This is a genomic window from Nocardioides bruguierae (assembly GCF_023554635.1).
Lineage (GTDB): Bacteria > Actinomycetota > Actinomycetes > Propionibacteriales > Nocardioidaceae > Nocardioides > Nocardioides bruguierae.
Map to the genome: position 1 here is coordinate 1 of NZ_JAMJPH010000029.1, position 19820 is coordinate 19820.

Annotated in this window: 18 protein-coding genes; 1 reads left to right on the plus strand and 17 read right to left on the minus strand. The window is 74.2% G+C overall.

Translation table 11 applies throughout. The features are described from left to right. Nucleotides 1–243 precede the first annotated feature (243 nt). From M8316_RS16415 to mraZ, 17 genes are all read right to left on the minus strand, one after another. Nucleotides 244–1050: a DivIVA domain-containing protein gene (locus tag M8316_RS16415; RefSeq protein ID WP_250056343.1), complete on the minus strand. Its 807-nt coding sequence runs from the start codon at nucleotides 1048–1050 to the stop codon at nucleotides 244–246. Between the two features lie 257 nt (nucleotides 1051–1307). Beyond that, complete coding sequence (locus M8316_RS16420) at nucleotides 1308–1610, minus strand: YggT family protein (protein ID WP_250056345.1); 303 nt, start codon at nucleotides 1608–1610, stop codon at nucleotides 1308–1310. 166 nt (nucleotides 1611–1776) lie between these two features. After that, the gene (locus tag M8316_RS16425; protein WP_250056347.1) at nucleotides 1777–2277 is read right to left on the minus strand and encodes a cell division protein SepF; all 501 of its coding nucleotides are present in this window, start codon (nucleotides 2275–2277) and stop codon (nucleotides 1777–1779) included. Between the two features lie 59 nt (nucleotides 2278–2336). Next, a complete protein-coding gene (locus M8316_RS16430; RefSeq protein WP_250056349.1) occupies nucleotides 2337–3056 on the minus strand; it encodes a YggS family pyridoxal phosphate-dependent enzyme in 720 nt (239 codons plus the stop codon). Further along, nucleotides 3053–3811 (minus strand): peptidoglycan editing factor PgeF, encoded by a 759-nt coding sequence (pgeF, locus tag M8316_RS16435; protein ID WP_250056351.1) that lies wholly within the window; start codon nucleotides 3809–3811, stop codon nucleotides 3053–3055. The genes M8316_RS16430 and pgeF overlap by 4 nt, the downstream gene beginning before the upstream one ends. Nucleotides 3812–3815: 4 nt before the next feature. After that, entirely contained in the window at nucleotides 3816–5027 is a 1212-nt protein-coding gene (gene ftsZ / locus M8316_RS16440; RefSeq protein WP_250056531.1) for a cell division protein FtsZ, read from the minus strand. 300 nt (nucleotides 5028–5327) lie between these two features. Then, nucleotides 5328–6077: a cell division protein FtsQ/DivIB gene (locus M8316_RS16445; RefSeq protein ID WP_250056353.1), complete on the minus strand. Its 750-nt coding sequence runs from the start codon at nucleotides 6075–6077 to the stop codon at nucleotides 5328–5330. 1 nt (nucleotide 6078) lies between these two features. Further along, entirely contained in the window at nucleotides 6079–7521 is a 1443-nt protein-coding gene (murC, locus tag M8316_RS16450) for a UDP-N-acetylmuramate--L-alanine ligase (RefSeq protein WP_250056355.1), read from the minus strand. After that, on the minus strand, nucleotides 7518–8603 hold the full coding sequence (murG, locus tag M8316_RS16455) for an undecaprenyldiphospho-muramoylpentapeptide beta-N-acetylglucosaminyltransferase (RefSeq protein ID WP_250056357.1): 1086 nt from the start codon (nucleotides 8601–8603) through the stop codon (nucleotides 7518–7520). The genes murC and murG overlap by 4 nt, the downstream gene beginning before the upstream one ends. A 27-nt stretch (nucleotides 8604–8630) precedes the next feature. Further along, nucleotides 8631–9917, minus strand: a complete 1287-nt coding sequence (gene ftsW / locus M8316_RS16460) for a putative lipid II flippase FtsW (protein ID WP_250056359.1) — start codon at nucleotides 9915–9917, stop codon at nucleotides 8631–8633. 199 nt (nucleotides 9918–10116) lie between these two features. After that, entirely contained in the window at nucleotides 10117–11148 is a 1032-nt protein-coding gene (locus M8316_RS16465) for a Mur ligase family protein (protein WP_250056361.1), read from the minus strand. Next, nucleotides 11145–12233, minus strand: coding sequence for a phospho-N-acetylmuramoyl-pentapeptide-transferase (gene mraY, locus M8316_RS16470; protein WP_250056363.1), 1089 nt, complete (start codon nucleotides 12231–12233; stop codon nucleotides 11145–11147). The genes M8316_RS16465 and mraY overlap by 4 nt, the downstream gene beginning before the upstream one ends. Nucleotides 12234–12361: 128 nt before the next feature. Beyond that, the gene (locus M8316_RS16475; protein ID WP_250056365.1) at nucleotides 12362–13978 is read right to left on the minus strand and encodes a UDP-N-acetylmuramoyl-L-alanyl-D-glutamate--2,6-diaminopimelate ligase; all 1617 of its coding nucleotides are present in this window, start codon (nucleotides 13976–13978) and stop codon (nucleotides 12362–12364) included. Between the two features lie 22 nt (nucleotides 13979–14000). Continuing rightward, nucleotides 14001–15803 (minus strand): peptidoglycan D,D-transpeptidase FtsI family protein, encoded by a 1803-nt coding sequence (locus M8316_RS16480; protein ID WP_250056367.1) that lies wholly within the window; start codon nucleotides 15801–15803, stop codon nucleotides 14001–14003. A gap of 129 nt (nucleotides 15804–15932) precedes the next feature. Continuing rightward, a complete protein-coding gene (ftsL, locus tag M8316_RS16485; RefSeq protein WP_250056370.1) occupies nucleotides 15933–16580 on the minus strand; it encodes a cell division protein FtsL in 648 nt (215 codons plus the stop codon). Next, the gene (gene rsmH, locus M8316_RS16490) at nucleotides 16577–17593 is read right to left on the minus strand and encodes a 16S rRNA (cytosine(1402)-N(4))-methyltransferase RsmH (RefSeq protein ID WP_250056372.1); all 1017 of its coding nucleotides are present in this window, start codon (nucleotides 17591–17593) and stop codon (nucleotides 16577–16579) included. The genes ftsL and rsmH overlap by 4 nt, the downstream gene beginning before the upstream one ends. Nucleotides 17594–17902: 309 nt before the next feature. Continuing rightward, nucleotides 17903–18322, minus strand: coding sequence for a division/cell wall cluster transcriptional repressor MraZ (mraZ, locus tag M8316_RS16495; protein ID WP_250056374.1), 420 nt, complete (start codon nucleotides 18320–18322; stop codon nucleotides 17903–17905). A gap of 558 nt (nucleotides 18323–18880) precedes the next feature. On the opposite strand from mraZ, the gene M8316_RS16500 reads away from it, so the two are divergent. Then, nucleotides 18881–19819, plus strand: coding sequence for an AAA family ATPase (locus tag M8316_RS16500; protein WP_250056532.1), 939 nt, complete (start codon nucleotides 18881–18883; stop codon nucleotides 19817–19819). The last annotated feature ends 1 nt before the right edge of the window (nucleotide 19820 follow it).

Below are 19820 nucleotides of genomic sequence, written 5' to 3' on the forward strand. Positions count from 1 at the left end.
CCACCTCGGCCGCGGCCATGGCCGCGCGCATCGCCTCGGTGGGTCGGGTCAGGGTGTCGGAGCGCAGGTCGATCACTCCCGCATCCTCACACCGGGCCGGACGCGGCGAGGCCCCCCCCCCCCCCGGGGGGGGGCGGGGGGGGGGGGGGGTCGGGGGGGGGGGGGGGGGGGGGCGTGCCCCCCCCCGGGGCCGGGGGGGGGCCCGCCCCCCGCCCCCCCCCTCGACGGTGTCGCTGGAGGGGCTCAGCCCTCGTCCTCGCCCAGGATGGAGCGCAGGCGCTTCGGCTGGTGCGACTCCTCCGCGTACGGGGTGTCGCCCTGGCCCTTGAGGGCCTCGAGCTGCTGGGTGAAGTAGCTCTTGAGGCGGGAGCGGTACTCGCGCTCGAAGGAGCGCAGGTTCTCCACCTCGCCGGAGAGCCGGTCCCGCTCGCGCTCGAGCTCGCCGAACATCTGCTGGCGGCGCTCGGCGGTCTCGGAGTCCAGCATGGAGGCGCGGGTGCGGGCGTCCTGCTCGAGGCGGTCCGCGGTGCTGCGGGCCTCGGTCTCGAGGCGCTCGGCCCGGGTGCGGGCGCTGCCGACGATCTCGTCGGCCTCGTTCTTCGCGTGCTCGACCATCTGCTCGGCGTTGGTCGTGGCGATCTCCAGCAGGCGGGCCGCGGCGTTGGACGCCTGGGGCACCGTCTCGACCCGGATGGTCTCCATGCCACCCACCGGCACGGCCGCGGGTGCGGGCGCGGGGGCCGGCGCGGCGGCGACCGGCGCGGGGGCCGGCTCCGGCTCGGGCTCCGGCTCGGGCTCCGGGGTCGGCTCCGGCTCGGCCACCGGCTCGGGGGCCGGCGGGGTGTAGGCCTGCGTGGCGGGGCCCGCGGCCTGCGCCTCGCTCAGCTGCGTACGCAGGTCGTTGTTCTCGCGGGTGAGGCGAGCGAGCTCGGCCTCCACCTCGTCGAGGAACTGGTCGACCTCGCCCATGTCGTAGCCCTCGCGGAGCCGGACAGGAGTAAAGCGCTTGTTGCTCACGTCCTCGGGCGTCAGCGGCATGACCTCACCCATTCAATGCTCGTGGTGCCGTGCCCCTGAGCAGCGTCGGAGGCACCTGTCGAGGAGACAATAGCGCCCTCGGTGGGGCACGTGTGACAGCCGGGGCACCCAACACGTCCAGATCCCCTCCGGATCGTGTCCGGAAGGCCTCCGACACGGCTCCCCCAGCCGACTGGGAGGCACCTGTGAGACACCCGCCACCCGGGCAGGACCCGGGCGTGGCTCAGGTGCCAGGCCGACTCGCATGCCGGCTCAGGTGCGGGCGCGACTCAGAGGAAGGGGCGGATCAGCAGCGCCTGGTTGAGGGCGCGCAGGACGTACACGGCCACCAGGACGAGGATGAAGCTCATGTCGAGGGCGATGGAGCCCAGGCGCAGCGGCGGGATGAACCGGCGCAGGAACATGATCGGCGGGTCGGTGACCGAGTAGACGACCTCGAGGATCACCAGGACGACACCGGTGGGGCTCCAGGAACGGGCGAAGACCTGCACCCAGTCCACGATGAACCGGACGAGCATCAGGAACAGGAAGATGCCCAGCAGCCAGTCGATGATGGTGCCGATGATCAACACGGCCTCGTCCTCCTCGTTCTCGACGGGCCGTGCACGCGGCCCGGCACCCGTCAGGGCGTCGGTACTGCCGCCAGTCTAGGTGGACGGCCCCAGCCGGGGCCGCCCGGGTGCTGCCCCGGACACCGCCGGGGACACTGCCCCGGGCGACGGCCCGGGGCGGCCGGGCTCAGCTCTGGTTGAAGAAGCCGTTCTCCGCCATGCGCTCCTTCTCCTCGGCCGTCACGGTGACGTTGGCCGGGGAGAGCAGGAACACCTTGTTGGTGACGCGCTCGATGGTGCCGCGGGTGGCGAAGACCAGGCCGGCGGCGAAGTCGACGAGCCGCTTGGCGTCGGCGTCGTCCATCTCGGTGAGGTTCATGATCACCGGGGTGCCCTCACGGAAGTTCTCGCCGACCGTGCGGGCCTCGTTGTAGGTGCTGGGGTGCAGCGTGATGATGCGGGACAGCTCGGACACCACTCCGGTCGGGCCGGTCGCCGGACGGCGACGCTCGGCGAGGTCGGCCACGGGCGCGGGACGCGGACCGCGGGCGGGCTGGGACTCGTGCTGGGCGTACGCCTGGGGCGCACGCGTCTCCTGCGTGTCGTCGGCCTCGTACTCGTCGTCGTACCGGCCGGTGTCCTCGACGAGACCGAGGTACTCACCGATCCTGCGCATCGCGCCGCTCATGACTTCGTCCTCCGATGATGTGTGCCTCGCTCTCGCGACGCACGGGTCCTTGGTTGAAACTAGTGGGTGGAAGGCCGCGATCCGAGGATTGCGGAGCCGACGCGCACGTGTGTCGCGCCGGCGGCGACGGCCTGCTCGAGGTCGCCGCTCATCCCTGCCGAGCACGTGGTCGCGCCCGGGTGGTCGGCCAGGAAGCCGGCGCGGATGCCGGCCAGCCGGTCGAAGGCGGTCGCCGGGTCCTCCCCCAGCGGCGCCACGGCCATGAGGCCTGCGAGCACCAGGTGCTCGCAGGCGGTCACGGCGTCGGCGAGGGCGGGCAGGTCCTCCGGCTCCACGCCGGCGCGGTCCGCGCCCACCTCCGCCCCGTCGGTGCGGCCCGAGTCGAGGCCGACCTGGAGGAGCACCTCGAGGGCGACCCCTCGCTCAGCGGCGGCACGGTCCAGCCTGGCGAGCAGCTTGGCCCGGTCGACCGACTCCACGACGTCGGCGTAAGCCGCCACCTGGCCGGCCTTGTTGGACTGGAGCCCGCCGATGTAGTGCCAGCTCAGCCCCAGGTCCTCGCAGTCCGCCTTCTTGTCCCGGGCCTCGGGGTGGCGATTCTCCCCCACGTCCGTGACGCCCAGGCCCGCCAGGAGCCGGACGTCGGAGGCCGGGAAGAACTTGGTGACCACGACCAGCGAGACGCTGCCGGGCTCGCGCCCCGCGGTCCGCTCGGCGTCGGCGACCCGTGCCCGCACCCGCTCCAGGTTGGCGGCCAGCTCGGCCTCGCGGGCGCTCACGCGGCCCCCTGCCCGGCGGGCACCAGGCGGACGAGGCCCGCCAGCCGCCCCGCGCCGGCACCGTCGCGCCGGTGGCTGTAGAGGTCCGCGCTGGTGCGGGTGCACGTGGCGGCCTCGCGCAGCACGGTGACGCCGCAGCGCTCGAGCTGGGCGGCGACCCCGGCGCCGAGGTCGAGCGACGGGGTGCCCCACGAGGTGGTGGCCCGGGTCGCCGGCTCGGTCGCCACGACGTCGTCCTGCATGTCCTGCGGGACCTCGTAGCAGGCGCCGCACACGTGCGGGCCGATCCAGGCCGTGACGTCGGCGGCACCGAGGGCGCGCATCCGCTCCACGGTGGCCACGACGACCTGCTGCTCCACGCCCGCCCGCCCGGCGTGGGCGGCACCGACCACGCCGGCGGCGGGGTCGGCCAGCACCACGGGGACGCAGTCGGCGGCACGCACCATCAGGACGAGGTCGGGGCTGGTGGCCACGATCCCGTCGGCCTCGGGCCGGGCCCGGTCCGGGTCCGGCACGGCCACGTCCACCTCGCACCCGTGCACCTGCACGAGGTCCGCCAGCTGCGCGCCGGGCGCGAGCGCGGCGAGCAGGCGGCGGTGGTTCTCCGCGACGGCCGACGGGTCGTCGGCCGAGGCGATCGCCAGGTTGAGCTCGTCGAACGGCGGCGCGCTGACGCCGCCCCACCGGTCGGTGAAGGCGACGTCGACGCCGGGTCCGCCGGCCGGCGGGCTCAGGCGGGTGCGGAAGTGGAACACGGGCTCACTTGAGGAAGTCGGGGACGTCGAGGTCGTCGTCGTCGAACTGGACCGGCTGGGGCGCGGGCCGCGGCGTGGTCGGGCGGCTGGCCTGGGTCGGCTCGGCGGCCGGCCGGGCCTCGACCTGCGGACGCGCGGCCGGACGCTCCACGCCCTGCGCCTCGCGGCGGGCGGCCTGGGCGGCGGCGACGGCGGCGCGGGTCTCCTCCTGCGTCTGCGGCTTGGTCTCCTTGCGCAGCACCGTGCCCTCGTCCCGACGCTTCGGCATGCCGCCGTCGAAGCCGGCGGCGATGACGGTCACGCGGACCTCGTCGCCCAGGGCGTCGTCGATGGTGGCGCCGAAGATGATGTTGGCGTCGGGGTGCACCGCGTCGGCCACCAGCGCGGCGGCCTCGTTGATCTCGAACAGGCCGAGGTCGGAGCCACCGGCGATCGAGAGCAGCACGCCGTGCGCACCCTCGATGGACGCCTCGAGCAGCGGGCTCGACACGGCCATCTCCGAGGCGGCCACCGCGCGGTCGTCGCCGCGGGCCGAGCCGATGCCCATGAGGGCGGAGCCGGCGTTGGCCATCACGGACTTCACGTCGGCGAAGTCGAGGTTGATCAGGCCCGGGGTGGTGATCAGGTCGGTGATGCCGGAGACACCCTGGAGGAGCACCTGGTCGGCCTGCTTGAACGCGTCGAGCACCGAGACGTTGCGGTCGCTGATCGAGAGCAGCCGGTCGTTCGGGATGACGATGAGGGTGTCGACCTCCTCGCGGAGGCGCTCGATGCCCTCCTCCGCGGAGCCGGCGCGGCGGCGGCCCTCGAAGGCGAACGGACGGGTGACGACGCCGATGGTCAGCGCGCCGAGCGAGCGGGCGATGCGGGCCACGACGGGCGCGCCGCCGGTGCCGGTGCCGCCGCCCTCGCCGGCGGTCACGAAGACCATGTCGGCGCCCTTGAGCACCTCCTCGATCTCGTCCGCGTGGTCGTCGGCGGCGTTGGCCCCGACCTCGGGGTTGGCGCCGGCGCCGAGGCCGCGGGTGAGCTCGCGCCCGATGTCGAGCTTCACGTCGGCGTCGCTCATGAGCAGCGCCTGCGCGTCGGTGTTGATGGCGATGAACTCGACGCCCTTGAGGCCGACCTCGATCATCCGGTTGACGGCGTTGACGCCGCCGCCGCCGATGCCCACGACCTTGATGATCGCCAGGTAGTTCTGTGCTGCTGCCACGATGGCTGCCTCTCGCTGGTCGTGGTCCGGCGGTGCCTGCCGGACTCGGGTGCTGTGCTGTGCGGACTTGCTGTGCTGCTGGGTGCTGCTGGGTGGTGCTGGGTGGTGCTGGGTGGTGCTGGGTGCTGCCGGGTGCGCGTGCTGCGCGACGTGTGCCGAGTCGGTCGCCGGGACTCTCAACCCTGACCCTCAGCCTGAGGGTTATAGTTATGTCAACCTCGTCGTGAGCACGACAGTAGGCACCGCGGCACCCCGGATCGTGGAGCCACGCCCGGCGAGTCGGGCGTCATTTCCGACGCGGGCTCAGTCGCTGGTGGTCGGGGTGCCGGGCACCGAGACGTCGTAGACCGACGCGTCCTGCTCCAGCAGCACCGCCAGCACCTCGGCCTTGGTGGCCGAGTCCGACGACGAGCCCCACACGACCGTGCGGCCCCGGGTCATCGCGAGCACGACCTCGTCGGCCGAGCGGACCTCCACGTAGCGGACCTGCTCGGCCAGGTCGTCGGGCAGCGAGACGACCACGCCGGCGGCCTCGCGCAGCGCGGTGGCGGTCACGGTGCCCGAGGTGCGCACCGCGGGCAGCGGGTCGGTGACGCCGGCCGGGGCCGGGAAGACCACCCCGTCGCCGTCCAGGGCCCGCACGGCCGAGCCGATGGTCACCGCGGCGACCGGCTCGCGCTCGGTGACGCTGACCAGCAGCGTGTGCGGCCAGCGCCGCACCACGTCGGCGGAGGCGACGGCGGCCAGGGCCTCGACCCGGCGCTCGACCGCGTCGGTGTCGACCGAGACCAGCGCTCCCCCGGTGCCGACCCCGGCGGCCTGCTCCACGTGCGAGGCGCTGAGCAGGTCGGTGCCCTCGACCTCGACGTCGTCGACGGCCAGCCAGGAGGAGAACCACAGGGCGTACACGCCCAGGACCACGAGCCCGAGCGCGAGGACGGCCAGCGCCACGAGGCGCCACACGCCGAGCCGACGGGCGAGCCGACGGCGGCGGAACAGCCGCTGCTCGCGATCGGCCGCAGCCGGCCGCGACGGTGGGCGGGCCTGCGCCACCTCAGCCCTCCCCGGCCCCGGCACGGCCGGGGTCCAGGATCTCGAGCACCTGGGGGCCGACACCGGTGATGGTGCCCGCCCCGAGGGTCAGGACGACGTCGCCCGGCCGAGCACGCCGGACCAGCTCGGCCGCCACGTCCCCCAGGTCCGGGACGAGGGCGACCCGGTGCGGGGCCAGCGGCACCGCGTCGGCCACCAGCGCGCCGGTGACCTCGGGGTCCGGGTCCTCGCGAGCCACGTACACGTCGGTGACGACGACCTGGTCGGCGGCGCCGAGCGCGCGGCCCATGGCGGTGCCGAAGATCCGGGTGCGGCTGACCAGGTGCGGCTGGTAGGCCACGACCACGTTGCCCTCGCCCGCCAGCGAGCGGGCTGCCTCGAGGTCGCCCGCGATCTCGGTGGGCTGGTGGGCGTAGGAGTCGTAGACGGCGATGCCGGCGGCCTCGCCCTTGCGCTCCATCCGTCGGCCGGTGCCGGTGAAGGACTCCAGCCCCGCGGCCAGTGCCGCGAACGGCAGGCCGAGCCGGAGCCCGGCGCCCAGGGCGCCCAGGGCGTCGAGGACGTAGTGCCGGCCGGGGATGCGCAGGGTGACCCGCCCCAGCTCCTCGCCGTCGAGCACGGCGGTGAAGGAGGAGGTCGAGCCCACGAGCGCCACGTCGACGGCGCGCAGGTCGGCGTCCTCGCCGGTGCCGAAGCCGGTGACGGCGAGGCCCCGCTCGCGGGCCACGTCCGCGAGGGCGGCCGCTCCGGGGTCGTCGGTGCAGGTCAGCAGCAGGCCCTCGGGGTGGAGGCGGCCGACGAACTCGGCGAAGGCGGCGCGGTAGGCCTCCTCCGTGCCCCAGGTGTCGAGGTGGTCGGCCTCGACGTTGGTGACGACGGCGGCCCAGGGCGAGTAGACGAGGAACGCCCCGTCGGACTCGTCGGCCTCGGCCACGAACAGGTCCGAGGCGCCGGCGTCGGCGTTGCGACCGGTGGCCGTGAGCACCCCGCCCACCGCGTAGGTGGGGTCGGCGTCGGCGGCCAGCAGGGCGGAGGTGAGCAGCGAGGTGGTCGTGGTCTTGCCGTGCGTGCCGGCCACGGCCAGGACGCGCCGGTCGGCCATCACGGCGGCGAGGCCGGCCGAGCGCGGCAGCAGCCGCAGCCCGCGGGCCCGCGCCTCGGCCACCTCGGGGTTGTCCTCGCGGGCGGCGGTGGTGACGACCACCGAGTCGCCGGGGCCGAGGTCGCCGAGGTGGGCGGCGTCGTAGCCGAGGTGGCAGGTGACGCCCAGCTCGCGCAGCGCCGGCAGGAAGGCGGTGTCGTTGTCGTCGGAGCCGGTGACGGACACGCCCTGCTGGGCCATGATGCGGGCGATCGCGGAGAGCCCGGCGCCACCGATGCCGACGAAGTGGACGCGGCCCAGCTCGGCGGCCGGGAGGATCTGCTCGGGGACGGGGAGCCTCATGCCGCGCTCCCCCCGGCCGCACCGGCGGCCAGCACCAGGCGGGCCAGCTGCTCGTCGGCGTCACGCGGGATGAGGCCGGCGGCGGCCCGGCTCATGGCCTCGAGCCGTGCGGGGTCGGTGAGCAGCGGCACGACGTGCTCGCGCACCCAGCTGCTGGTCAGGTCGGCGTCGTCGACGAGCAGCGCGCCGCCGGCGTCCACCACGGCGGTGGCGTTGAGCCGCTGCTCGCCGTTGCCGATCGGCAGGGGGACGAACACCGCGGGCAGGCCCACGGCGGCGGCCTCGGTGACGGTGTTGGCCCCGGAGCGGCAGACGGTGAGGTCGGCCGCGGCGAGCGCGAGGTCCATGCGGTCGCAGTAGTCGAGCACCACGTAGGGGGTGTCGGTGGGCGCCGGGTCGGCGCCACCGTGCTTGCCCTGCACGTGCAGCACCTGCACGCCGGCCGCCGACAGCGCCTGCGCGGCGCCGGAGACGGACCGGTTGAGGCTGGCCGCGCCCTGGGACCCGCCGGTGACCAGCAGGGTCGGCCGGTCGGGGTCGAGGCCGAAGAAGGTGCGTGCCTCGGCGCGGACCGCGGCGCGGTCCAGCGTCGAGATCATCCGCCGGATCGGCAGCCCCGTGTAGGTGCCCTGCAGCGGGGTGTCGGGGAAGCTCGTGGCCACGGTGCCGGCGAACCGTGCGCCGATCTTGTTGGCGATGCCCGGGATCGTGTTGCCCTCGTGCACCACCAGCGGCAGGCCGCGGCGACGGGCCACGAGGTAGGCCGGCACGCACACGTAGCCGCCGTAGCCGACCACCACGTCGGGGCGCACCCGGTCGAAGACCTGCGCGGTGGCGCGCACGGCGCCGAGCAGCCGCGACGGCACGCGCGCGAGGTCGGCGTCGACCCGCCGCGGCAGCGGCACCGGAGGCACCAGCTCCAGGGGGTACCCGGCGGCGGGGACGACGGTGGTCTCCAGCCCCCGGGGCGTGCCGAGGCAGGTGATCTCGACGGACGGCTCGAGCCGCCGCAAGGCGTCCGCGGTGGCGAGCAGGGGCGAGGTGTGGCCGGCGGTGCCGCCGCCGGCGAGGAGGATGCGCATCGGGTCAGAACCTAGACGACGGGCGGGTCAGGAGCGGGGGCCAGGGTGGGGGCCAGGGTGGGCGCCGGTCTCGGGCACGGGCGTGCCCTTGCGGGCCGCCTTCCGCGCCGCCAGCGCCGCGGCGGCCGCGGGCTCCCGGCGGGCGAAGCCGACGACGAGCCCGAGCGCCGCCAGGGAGGGCACCAGCGAGGAGCCGCCGTAGGAGATCAGCGGCAGCGGGATGCCGATGACGGGCAGCAGCGCCAGCACCATGCCGATGTTGATGACGGTCTGGCCCAGCAGCCACACGACGATGCCGAACGTGGCGTAGCGGATGAACGGGTCCACGGCGGTGGCGGCCACGCGCAGGGCGGCCCAGGCGATGACGACGAAGAGGCCGACGACCAGGAGGGTGCCGATCAGCCCCAGCTCCTCGCCGAGCACCGCGAAGATGAAGTCGGTGTGCGCCTCGGGCAGGTCGCCCCACTTCTGGATGGAGTGGCCGATCCCCTCCCCCAGGACGTTGCCGGAGGCCAGCGCGTACAGGCCGTGCGCCGGCTGCCAGCCGGTGTCGTGGAAGTCCTGGAAGGGGTCCACGAAGTTCAGCAGCCGCGCCATCCGCTCGGTGTCGACGGTGGCCAGGTAGAGCGCCCCGGCGGCGACCACGGACAGGGCGATGCCGAAGTAGCGGAACGGGGCACCGACCACCCACAGCAGGCCCAGCAGGATCGCGAAGAACACCAGCGCCGTGCCGAGGTCGCGGCCCAGGATGACGAGCAGGGTCGCCAGGGCGGCGCCGGGCACGACCGGCACGAACAGGTGGTGGAGGCTGTCGAGCCGCCGCTCCTTGTGGGCGTAGACGGTGGCGGCCCACAGGATGAGCGCCAGCTTCGTCAGCTCGGCGGGCTGGATGCGGATGGGGCCGACCGGCAGCCAGTTGCGATTGCCGTTGACGGTGACGCCCAGGAAGATCGTCGCGACCAGCAGCAGGCAGCCGAGCGCGAACGCGAGGGGGGCCACGCGCTTGTAGAAGCCGATCGGGAGCCGGCTGGCCACCCAGGCCAGGGGCAGGGCGATGGCCAGCCACATGATCTGGCGCTTGACCACGGCGTAGGAGTCGCCGCCGTTGTACTTGTAGGAGTACACGCTCGAGGCGCTGGCGACCATGATCACGCCGATCACCAGCAGCAGGGCGGCGGCGCCGAGCAGCAGGTAGTACGGCGTGAGCGGCCTGGCGAGGGCGTCGGCGACGGTCTCGCGGACCGAGCGCAGCAGGCCGGTCCGCTCGCCCCGGGGTGCCGGCACGAGCCGGGTGTCGTCGGCGGTGCTGCTCACCGGCGCCTCCTCACGGCTGGGGTCGGGGCCGGGCCCCGACGGAGTGTGCACGGACGTACCCATGCGTCACACCAGTCTCAGGCGTCACCTCGCCGAACCCGCGGAGGCGGTGCCGGTGTGTCGGTGCCGGTGTGTCGGTGCCGGCGTGTCGGTGCCGGTGTGTCGGCGCTGGCCTTCCTCGGCGCCCGCACGGCAGGGCTCAGGACGAGGCGGAGAGCCCGTCGCGCACCGCGGCCTGCGTGGCCCCGGCGGCCCGGGCGAGGGCGGCGGCCGCCAGGGCCTGCCGCACGTGTGCCGGCTCGGCGTCCGGCAGGTCGCCCACCGCGCAGAGCTCGGCGGCGCTGGTGGAGCGCTCCTCGATGAAGGCGCGGTCGACCAGCAGGTCCTCGACCAGGCCCAGCATCGAGACCCCCGGCATGCCGAGGGTGATCCCGACGGCCCGGGCGCCCTCGACGACCTCGGCCTCGCGCACGAGGTCCTCGGTCGAGGCGTCCTCGACGTCGTAGACGCACGCCACCCGGGTGTGGGTGTAGGCGCGGCCCAGGTCGGCCGCCAGCGCGGCGGGGACGTCCTCGGCCAGGCCGGCGTAGAACTCCTCGTGCTCGGCCGCCGTGTCGAGCACGACCGCCGCGAGCGGGCTCATCGACGTCGTGCCGCGCAGCTGCAGCGCGGTGAGCGCCACCGGGAGCACGTCCCACGGCTCGGGGTCCATCACGGCCTCGACCAGCGGCAGCCCGCCGTCGCCCGCGGCGACCGTGCGGACGCCGCCGGCCAGCAGGATCGTCTCGGTCAGCCGGGCCGTGCGCGCCCGCCCGGTCCCCGCGACCACCAGCCAGGGGGTGTCGTGCTCGGGGTGCCGCAGCCGCCACGCGAGCTCGACCTCGCCCCACACCGGCACGGCGCGCGCGTGCGCCTGCACGACCAGCGGCGCGTCGGGACGCCAGTCGGGCGAGACCACGAGCAGGTCTGCCTCGTCCGGCAGCACCGCCGTCGTCCCGGCGCCGAGGGCGATGCTCGCTCCGAGGACGCCGAGGAGCTCGGCCCGCTCGGCCACCTCCGCGGAGGCCTCGCCGAACTCCTCGGCCGTGCGCTCGTCGACGGCGGTGACGGTGGCACCCAGGTGCAGGAGGTTGTCGGCGGCCGCGAAGCCGGCCGGGCCGAACCCGGCGACGACCACGCGGACGCCGGCCCAGGAGTCCAGCCGGCCCAGCGTCAGCGGGTCGGGGCTCACGTGCCCGCCACCCACTCGGCGTAGAAGATGCCGGTGCCGGCCGCGACGCAGATGCCGGTGATGATCCAGAAGCGGATGACCACGGTGATCTCGTCCCACACCATCTCGAAGTGGTGGTGGATCGGGGCGATGCGGAACAGGCGCTTGCCGGTGCCCGTGACGCGCCGGGTGACCTTGAACCAGCTGACCTGGAGCATCACCGAGACCGTCTCGAGCACGAAGACGCCGCCCAGGATGATGAGCAACAGCTCGGTGCGGGTCAGGACCGCCAGGCCCGCCACCGCGGCGCCGAGCGCCAGCGAGCCGGTGTCGCCCATGAAGATCTGCGCCGGTGCGGCGTTCCACCACAGGAAGCCGAAGCAGGCGCCGGTGATGGCGGAGGCCAGGACCGCCAGGTCCAGCGGGTCCCGCACCTCGTAGCACTGGCCGTAGTCGATGCTCGACTGGCCGCACCACTGGTTGTTCTGCCAGATGTTCACGATCGTGTAGGCGCCGAAGACCATCACCGACGCACCGGTGGCCAGGCCGTCCGCGCCGTCGGTGAGGTTCACGGCGTTGGAGCCGCCGATGACCATCACGAGGATGAAGACGGCGACGACGGCGGCCGGGAGCGTCAGCCAGGACAGGTCGCGGATGAAGGAGATGGCCGCCGAGGCCGGGCGGACGCCGCGGTCGTCCTCGAGCCACGGGCTCAGCGCGAGCCCGGCGAAGACGAGGCCGACGATGGTCTGCCCGACGATCTTGGCCTTGCTGCGCAGGCCGAGGTTGCGCTGCTTGTAGATCTTGATGAAGTCGTCGAGGAAGCCGACGAGGCCGGTGCCGACGAAGAGGAACAGCAGCAGCATCGCCGAGGCCGTGGGCATCGAGCCGGTGATCAGCTTGGCCAGCAGGTAGGCGAGGACCGCGGCGGCGATGATCGCCACGCCGCCCATCGTGGGCGTGCCGCGCTTGGTGTGGTGGCTGGTGGGGCCGTCCTCACGGATCTCCTGCCCGTAGCCGAGCCGGGTGAAGTAGCGGATCGCGTACCGCGTGCCCAGCAGGGACAGCAGCAGCGAGAGCCCACCGGCCAGCAGGATGGCGCGCATCGAGGCCTCTCTCTTTCGTCCTTCGTGGTTCTCCCGGCCCCGAGGGGCCGCTGGCATTCTGGCCCACCCGGGCCGAGGGACCTACTCCTGCGACCCGCGTGACGACGCTCACGGGTGCCGGCCGCGGCTCAGCCTGCGGCGATCTCCTCCAGCAGCTCGGCGGCGACGACGCGGTCGTCGAACGGGTGCACCACGTCGCCGATCATCTGGCCCGTCTCGTGGCCCTTGCCGGCCACGAGCACGATGTCGCCCGGGCGTGCCATCCGCAGCGCGGTGGCGATCGCCTCGCGGCGGTCGCCGACCTCGAGCACCTCGGCCCGGGTCTGCGCCGGCACCTGCTCGGCACCGGCGAGGACGGCCGCGCGGATGGTCGCGGGGTCCTCGGAGCGGGGGTTGTCGTCGGTGACGACCAGGACGTCGGCGAGCCGGGCGGCGATCTCGCCCATCACCGGCCGCTTGCCGGTGTCCCGGTCTCCCCCGGCCCCCAGCACGACGAGCACGCGGCCGGTGGCCAGCGGGCGCAGCGCCGCGACGGCGGCCTCGACGGCGTCGGGCTTGTGGGCGTAGTCGACGACCACCTCGAAGCCGGGCGCACCGGGCACGCTCTCGAGGCGCCCGGGGACGCCGGCCAGCCCGCCGATGCCCGCGGCGACGGCCGCGGCGTCGAGGCCAGCCTCGGCGGCGACGGCCACGGCGGCCAGGAGGTTGGAGACGTTGTACGCGCCGGCCAGCGGCACGCCTGCGGCGAACGGCTCGCCCGTGGGCGGGTGCACGACCACGTCGGAGCGGCTCGGCGCGGTCCGCACGTCGGAGACCCGCCAGTCGCCGCGGGGCCCGTCCACGAATTCGGCCGGGGCGGCCGGGTCGACTGGGTCGGCCGAGGCAGTGCTGAAGGTGACCACCGGCAGCGTGGTCTCGGCGGCGAGCCGGCGTCCGTGCTCGTCGTCGGCGTTGACCACGGCGCGGCGGGCCCGCTCGGGGGTGAACAGCGAGGCCTTGGCCTGGAAGTAGTCCTCGACGCTCGGGTGGAAGTCGAGGTGGTCGCGGCCGAGGTTGAGGAAACCGGCGACGTCGAAGACGACGCCGTCGACGCGGCCGAGGACCAGGGCGTGGCTGGAGACCTCCATCGCGCACACCTGCACGCCCTGCTCGACCATGACGGCGAAGAGGCCGTGCAGGTCGGGCGCCTCGGGCGTGGTGAGCGCGGTGGCGACGTCGATCCCGGCGATCCGGGTGCCGACGGTGCCGACCACGGCGGTGACCAGGCCGGCGGCGGCCATGCCGCCCTCGAGCAGCCGGGTGGTGGTGGTCTTGCCCTGGGTCCCGGTCACGCCGATCATCCGCAGCCGTCGGGCGGGCTCGCCGTAGACGTACGCGCTGGCGCGCCCCAGCAGGGCCCGCGGGGAGGCGACCACGAGCGTGGGCACCTCCTGGCCCGCCGAGGCCAGGCGCTCGGCGCCGTCGGCGTCGGTGAGCACGGCGACGGCGCCGGCCGCCAGCGCCTGCGCGGCGAAGTCGGCGCCGTGGGCGCGGGCGCCCGGCAGGGCGGCGTAGAGGTCCCCCGGGCGCACGCGCGAGGTCGCGAGGGTGATGCCGGTGAGCACCGGGCCCTCGTCTTGCCCTGTGCCCGCACCACGGAGGTGGGCGGTCGGGTCGAGGTCGGTCAGGTGCTGGGCGAGGCTCGCCAGCGGGGTGCGCGGCGGGTCGAGCGGGCGGGGGTCCAGGGTGCGGGTCTCGTCAGTCACGGCCGGCCCACCCTACGAGACGTCACGAGTCGTCCCCGGTGCCCCACTCGACCGGGAGGTCGGAGGCCTTCGTGCCCGTCGGCGCGACGGCGTAGCGACGCAGGGCGTAGCCCATGATCTTGCTGAAGGCCGGGCCTGCCACCGAGCCGCCTCCGCCGCCGTTGGTCGGGCCCTGCACGACCACGTACACGGTGAAGCGCGGGTCGTCCGCGGGGGCGAACCCGGCGAAGGAGACGGTGAAGGAGCCGTCGTAGCAGCCGCAGTCGGAGTTGGCCCGCTGGGCGGTGCCCGTCTTGCCCGCCACGCGGTAGCCCGCGACCTGGGCGCCCGGCGCGACGCCGGCGTCCGGGTCGACGACCCGCTCCATCATCCGGGCGGTCTGGGAGGCGGCCGAGGCGGAGATGACCCGGTGGGTGGTCGTGGTGCCGGTGCCGACGGTGTCGCCGGCGTCCGTGGTGGCGCTGCCCGAGACGAGGCTGGGGCTCACGTACACGCCGCCGTTGGCCACGGTGTTGACGGCGGCCGCCATCTGCAGGGCGTTGACCGACACGCCCTGGCCGAAGGCGATGCGGTCCTGGGTGACCGACGTCCACTGCGCGAGGGACGGCAGGATGCCGGCGGACTCGCCGCTCACGCCCACGCCGGTGACGGCGCCGAGACCGAACTGCTTGAGGTAGCGGCGCAGCTGGCCGTTGCCGAACTTGTCGGCGGTCAGCACGGTGCCGATGTTGGAGGACTTGGCCAGCACGCCGGCGAGCGTGAGCTGGAGGTCGCCGTGCTCCCACCAGTCGTGGATGGTCGTGCCCAGGCGCGAGAGGCTGCCGGGCACGGTCAGCTTGGTGCGCGGGGTCACGAGCCCGGCGTCGACCGCGGCGGAGAGGGTCAGCACCTTCTCCACGGAGCCCGGCTCGTAGACGTCGGAGAGCGACCGGGTGCCCAGGTCGTCGGAGTCCGCGTCGGTCGGGTCGCTCGCGTCGTAGGTCGGGTAGTCGGCCAGCGAGAGCACCTCACCGGTGCGGGTGTCCATCACCACCGCCACGCCGGACTCGCCGCCCGAGCCCTCCACGGTCTGGCGCAGCACGCGCTGGGTGTACCACTGCAGCTCGCGGTCGAGGGTGGTGGTGAGGTCCTGGCCGTCCACGGCGTCGGTGGTGGTGGACTCCCCCAGCGGCGTGCGGGTGCCGCCGGCCGAGGAGTAGGTGGTGGTGCCGTCGGTGCCCGAGAGCAGCCCGTTGAACGCCAGCTCGAAGCCGGCCAGGGGCGTGGTGACGCCCTCGCTGTCCGGGGTGCCGAGGAAGCCCACCAGGTTGGCCGCCACGTCGCCGGCCGGGTACTCCCGGATCGGGTCGCGCTGGGTGGAGAGCCCCGAGAAGCCCTTGTCGGCGGCCGCGGCCACCACGGCGGTCGCCTGGGCGGCCGGCACCTCGCGGGCCACGTACTGGAAGCGGGTGTCGGTGCGCCGCAGGCGCGAGAGCACCGTGAAGTAGTCGACGTCGAGGCGGCGCGCGAGGAAGCGGGCCAGGGCCGGGGCCCGGTCCGCCTCGTTGCCCTCGTCGTCGGTGTTCACCAGCAGCGGGTCGGCGATGATCATCTTGCCGTCGGCCGACTCGGCGAGCAGCTCGCCGTTGCGGTCGAGGATGTCGCCGCGCTGGGCCGGCAGCGTCACGGTCTGCAGGCCCTCGTCCGCCGCCATCGCCGCGAGGTCACCGGGGTCGATCGCCTGGAGCTGGACCAGGCGCGCGGCGAACACCGACAGCACCATGGCGATGACCACGAACCCCCAGCGCAGCCGGACGACCGGGCTGGCGCGACGCAGACGGGGCACGGGACTCCTCGAACGGGGTGCAGTCATCGGTGGTGCTGATGAACGGTGGTGGTGCGGGTGGTGCTGGTGGTCCTTTGATACCGCGTGGACGGGCGCGCCCCGGGGACGCTCGCCGTGCGAGGGCCCGGGTCAGTCCGTGGCGGTCGCGGCGCTGTCGTCGGTGGGCAGGCTGGACTCGCCCGCCGACGCGCGGGTGCGCTGCTTCTTCTCGGCCTTCTCGTTCTTCTTCTCAGCCTTCTGCTTCTTCTCCGACTTCTTCTCCGACTTCTCGTCGGCCTTCTCGTCGGTCGACCCGCTGCTGGTCGTGGCCGGCGCGGCCTGCCACGAGGAGGGCACCCGGGTGGCCTTCTCCCGCAGGTTCAGCGAGGCGCCGACCGACGCGCCGGCGACGTCACCGCTGACGGTGCCGTCGGAGAGGGAGAGGAAGAGCGGGGCGGCCGGGATCTGCATCCCGAGGCGCTGCGCCTTGCGGGCGATCGTCTCGGGGTCGCGCAGCGTCTCCAGGTCGGTGGAGAGCGCCTCCTCGCGGGCGGAGAGCGTGGCGGCCTTGTCCTCCAGCGCGTCGGCGGCGAACGCGGAGGACTGCAGCGAGGTGTTGAACATGAGCAGCCCGATCACCCCGCCGAGCAGGAGGCCGGCGACGAGCACGGCGAACGGGGCCCGCGGGGCCCGCGTGCGGACCGCCGGGACGACGCGGAGGCGGGTGCTCTCGACCGCCCGCTCGTAGGCCTGCTCGGCGAACCGGGGAACGCGGAGGGCGGAGGTCTGCTGGCTCATCGGGCTGCTCCACGGCTGGGTCGGAGGGAGGTCTGCTGGGGTCGGACCCGCTCCGCCGCGCGGAGACGGACCGAGGCGGCGCGGGGGTTGGACCGGGTCTCGGCCTCCCCCGCCTTCTCGGCGCCTCGCGTGACGAGGCGGAAGGGGGGCTCGCTGCCCTCGGGCACGAACGGCAGGTCCGGCGGGACGTCGCTGCGGGTCACCTCGGTGAGGGCCTGCTTGGTCAGGCGGTCCTCCAGCGAGTGGTAGGACTCCACGACCACGCGGCCGCCGACACCGACGACGCCGAGCGCGGCCGGCAGGGCCCGCCGCAGCACCGCCAGCTCGTCGTTGACCTCCATGCGCAGCGCCTGGAACGTCCGCTTGGCCGGGTGGCCGCCGGTGCGCCGCGCCGGGGCGGGGATCTCGGCGTAGAGGAGCTCGACGAGCCGGCCGGACCGGGTGAAGGGCTCGACCTCGCGCTCGCGGACGATCGCGCCGGCGATCTTGCGGGCGAACTTCTCCTCGCCGAAGTCGCGGAGCACCCGGGTCAGCTCGGCGGCCGAGTAGGTGTTGAGCACGTCGGCGGCGGTGCGGCCCTCGGTGCCGTTCATCCGCATGTCCAGCGGGGCGTCCTCGGCGTAGGCGAAGCCACGCTCGCGGCGGTCCAGCTGCATGGAGGAGACACCGAGGTCGAACAGGACGCCGGCGGCGACGCCGTCCGGGACCTCGTCGGCGACCACGTCGGCGATCTCGTCGTAGACGGCGTGCACGCCGGTGAACCGGTCGCCGAAGCGCGCCAGGCGCTCGCCGGCCAGGGTCAGCGCGTCGGGGTCGCGGTCGATCCCGACGACCCGGACCTCGGGCAGGCGCTCGAGGATGCCCTCGCTGTGGCCTCCCAGGCCGAGGGTGCAGTCGACGACGACCGGGCGGCTGCCGGCAGGTGCGTCCGCGACGGCGGGGCCGGTGAGCAGCTCCACGCAGCGCTCGAGGAGCACGGGCACGTGCTCGGGAGCGCGCTCAGCGGCGGCCACGGAGGCTGCTCCTGGGCGTGTGCTGCATCGTCTCGACCCGATCTGTGCTCCGCGGGCCGGTGGGACGGCTCGCGGCTGGTGCTGGTGGGGGAAGGTGGAGGGGGTAGCCGTCGGGCCTGGTCCGTGCCCGCTCCCAAGCTCGTGCTCCGCGACCGGGGAAGGTGTCTCGGAGCGGTGCCGTCCGGTGCCGGGGAAGGTGCCCCGGGCGGCAGGTGGAGCGGGCCTGGACCAGGCCCGGCGGTGTCCCTCTTCGGTTGTCTCTGGTGCTGCTGGGTGCTGCTGGTTCGTGCTGCGCCGGCCGGCGGTGGCTCAGGCCTCCGCGGGTTGCTCGTCGAGGTCCGTGAACTTCTGCTGAGCCCCGGTCTGGTACTGCTCCCACCGCTGCGGGCTCCAGATCTCGACGCGGTCACCCACGCCCACCACCACGACGTCCTTCTCCAGCCCTGCGCTCGCGCGGAGGAAGAGCGGGATGCCGATGCGGCCCTGCTTGTCCGGGACCGTCTGCTCCGCCCCGCCGAACAGCACGCGCCGGTAGTCCCGACTGTCCTTGTTCGTCATGGGCTGGCTCTGGACCCGGTTGGCCTCGGTCATGAACGTCTGCTCGGGCCACACGGTCAAGCAGGACTCCTGGCCCTGCGTGATCACGAGGCCGTCGCTCAGGCCGTCCCTGAACTTGGCCGGGAGGACGAGGCGCCCCTTCTCGTCGAGCTTGGGGGTGTGGGTGCCCATGAAGAACACGTCGCACCTCCATCGGAACGCCTAGTTCCTCCACTTCGCCCCACTGTATCCCACTTTCCTCCACTGTCAACCACCTTTCCCCCCACCTCGCTCCCCCATGCCCCACCCGACCCCTGCTGCACCTACATCTGTGCAGGTCATCGCCGTGGGGAGGCGGTGGAGGGCGGTGGGTCGCCCCACTCCCCGCACGGCCGTTCCGGGCTCGGGGGACGGCGTGGACGGGCCGGGAGGGGCGTGTCCGGGGGTGGATCGGGGCGCATCGGGGCGGAACGTGGGTGGGAGTGGGGGACGTGGGGGCGCGTGTGGGGGGAGGTGGGAGGAAGGTGGCCCCGAGGTGTCGTCGTGGCGTTGACGCCCCACGGGTTGCACCGAGGACCTACCGTGGAGCCCACCTCGGACGCGGCTCGCGCGGCCCGGGGGACGAGGCCATTCCCCGTTCGGAAGGACCCCCTGCCCGTGGACTCCCCGGTCACGACCACCAGCCAGCCCGACGCCCGCCCCGCCGGCGGCGCCCGCCGGGCGGCCGACGTCCACCTCGACCTCGCCGACGTGGCCACGGTCGCCGGTGCGGTGCGGCAGAACGTGGAGCGGGTGATCGAGGGCAAGACCGAGATCGTCGACACGGCGCTCGTGGTGCTGCTGGCCGAGGGGCACCTGCTGGTCGAGGACGTCCCGGGCGTGGGCAAGACGATGCTGAGCAAGGCGCTGGCCCGCAGCATCGACTGCTCGGTGCGGCGCATCCAGTTCACCCCGGACCTGCTGCCCTCCGACGTCACCGGGGTCTCCGTCTACGACCAGGTGAACCGCCGCTTCGAGTTCCGCCCCGGTGGCGTGTTCGCCAACGTGGTGGTCGGCGACGAGATCAACCGCGCCTCCCCCAAGACCCAGTCCGCCCTCCTGGAGTGCATGGAGGAGCGGCAGGTGACGGTCGACAACACGACCTACTCCCTCGAGCGTCCCTTCATCGTGGTGGCCACGCAGAACCCGCTGGAGATGGAGGGCACCTACGCGCTGCCCGAGGCCCAGCGCGACCGCTTCATGGCGCGGGTGTCGATGGGCTACCCGGTGGAGAACGCGGAGCTGGCGATGGTCCGCAGCCACACCGGCGGCGACCCGCTCGGTGACCTGGAGCCGGTCACGGACGCCGCGCAGGTGCGCGCCATGTGCGACGCGGTCTCGGGCGTCTACGTCTCCGACCCGGTGCAGCGCTACGCGGTCGGCATCACCTCCGCGACGCGACGCCACGCCGACCTGGCGCTCGGCGCCTCCCCGCGCGCCACGCTGCACCTGGTGCGCGCCGGCCAGGCGCTGGCGGCGCTGAGCGGCCGGGACTACGTGCTCCCCGACGACCTGACCGAGCTCGCTCCCCGCGTGCTGACCCACCGCCTCGTCACCACCGTGGAGGCCACCATGGGTGGTCGGGACGCCGGCGCGGTGCTGGGTCGGGTGCTGGCCGCCGTGCCCGTGCCCGACGGTCACGGCGCCTGAC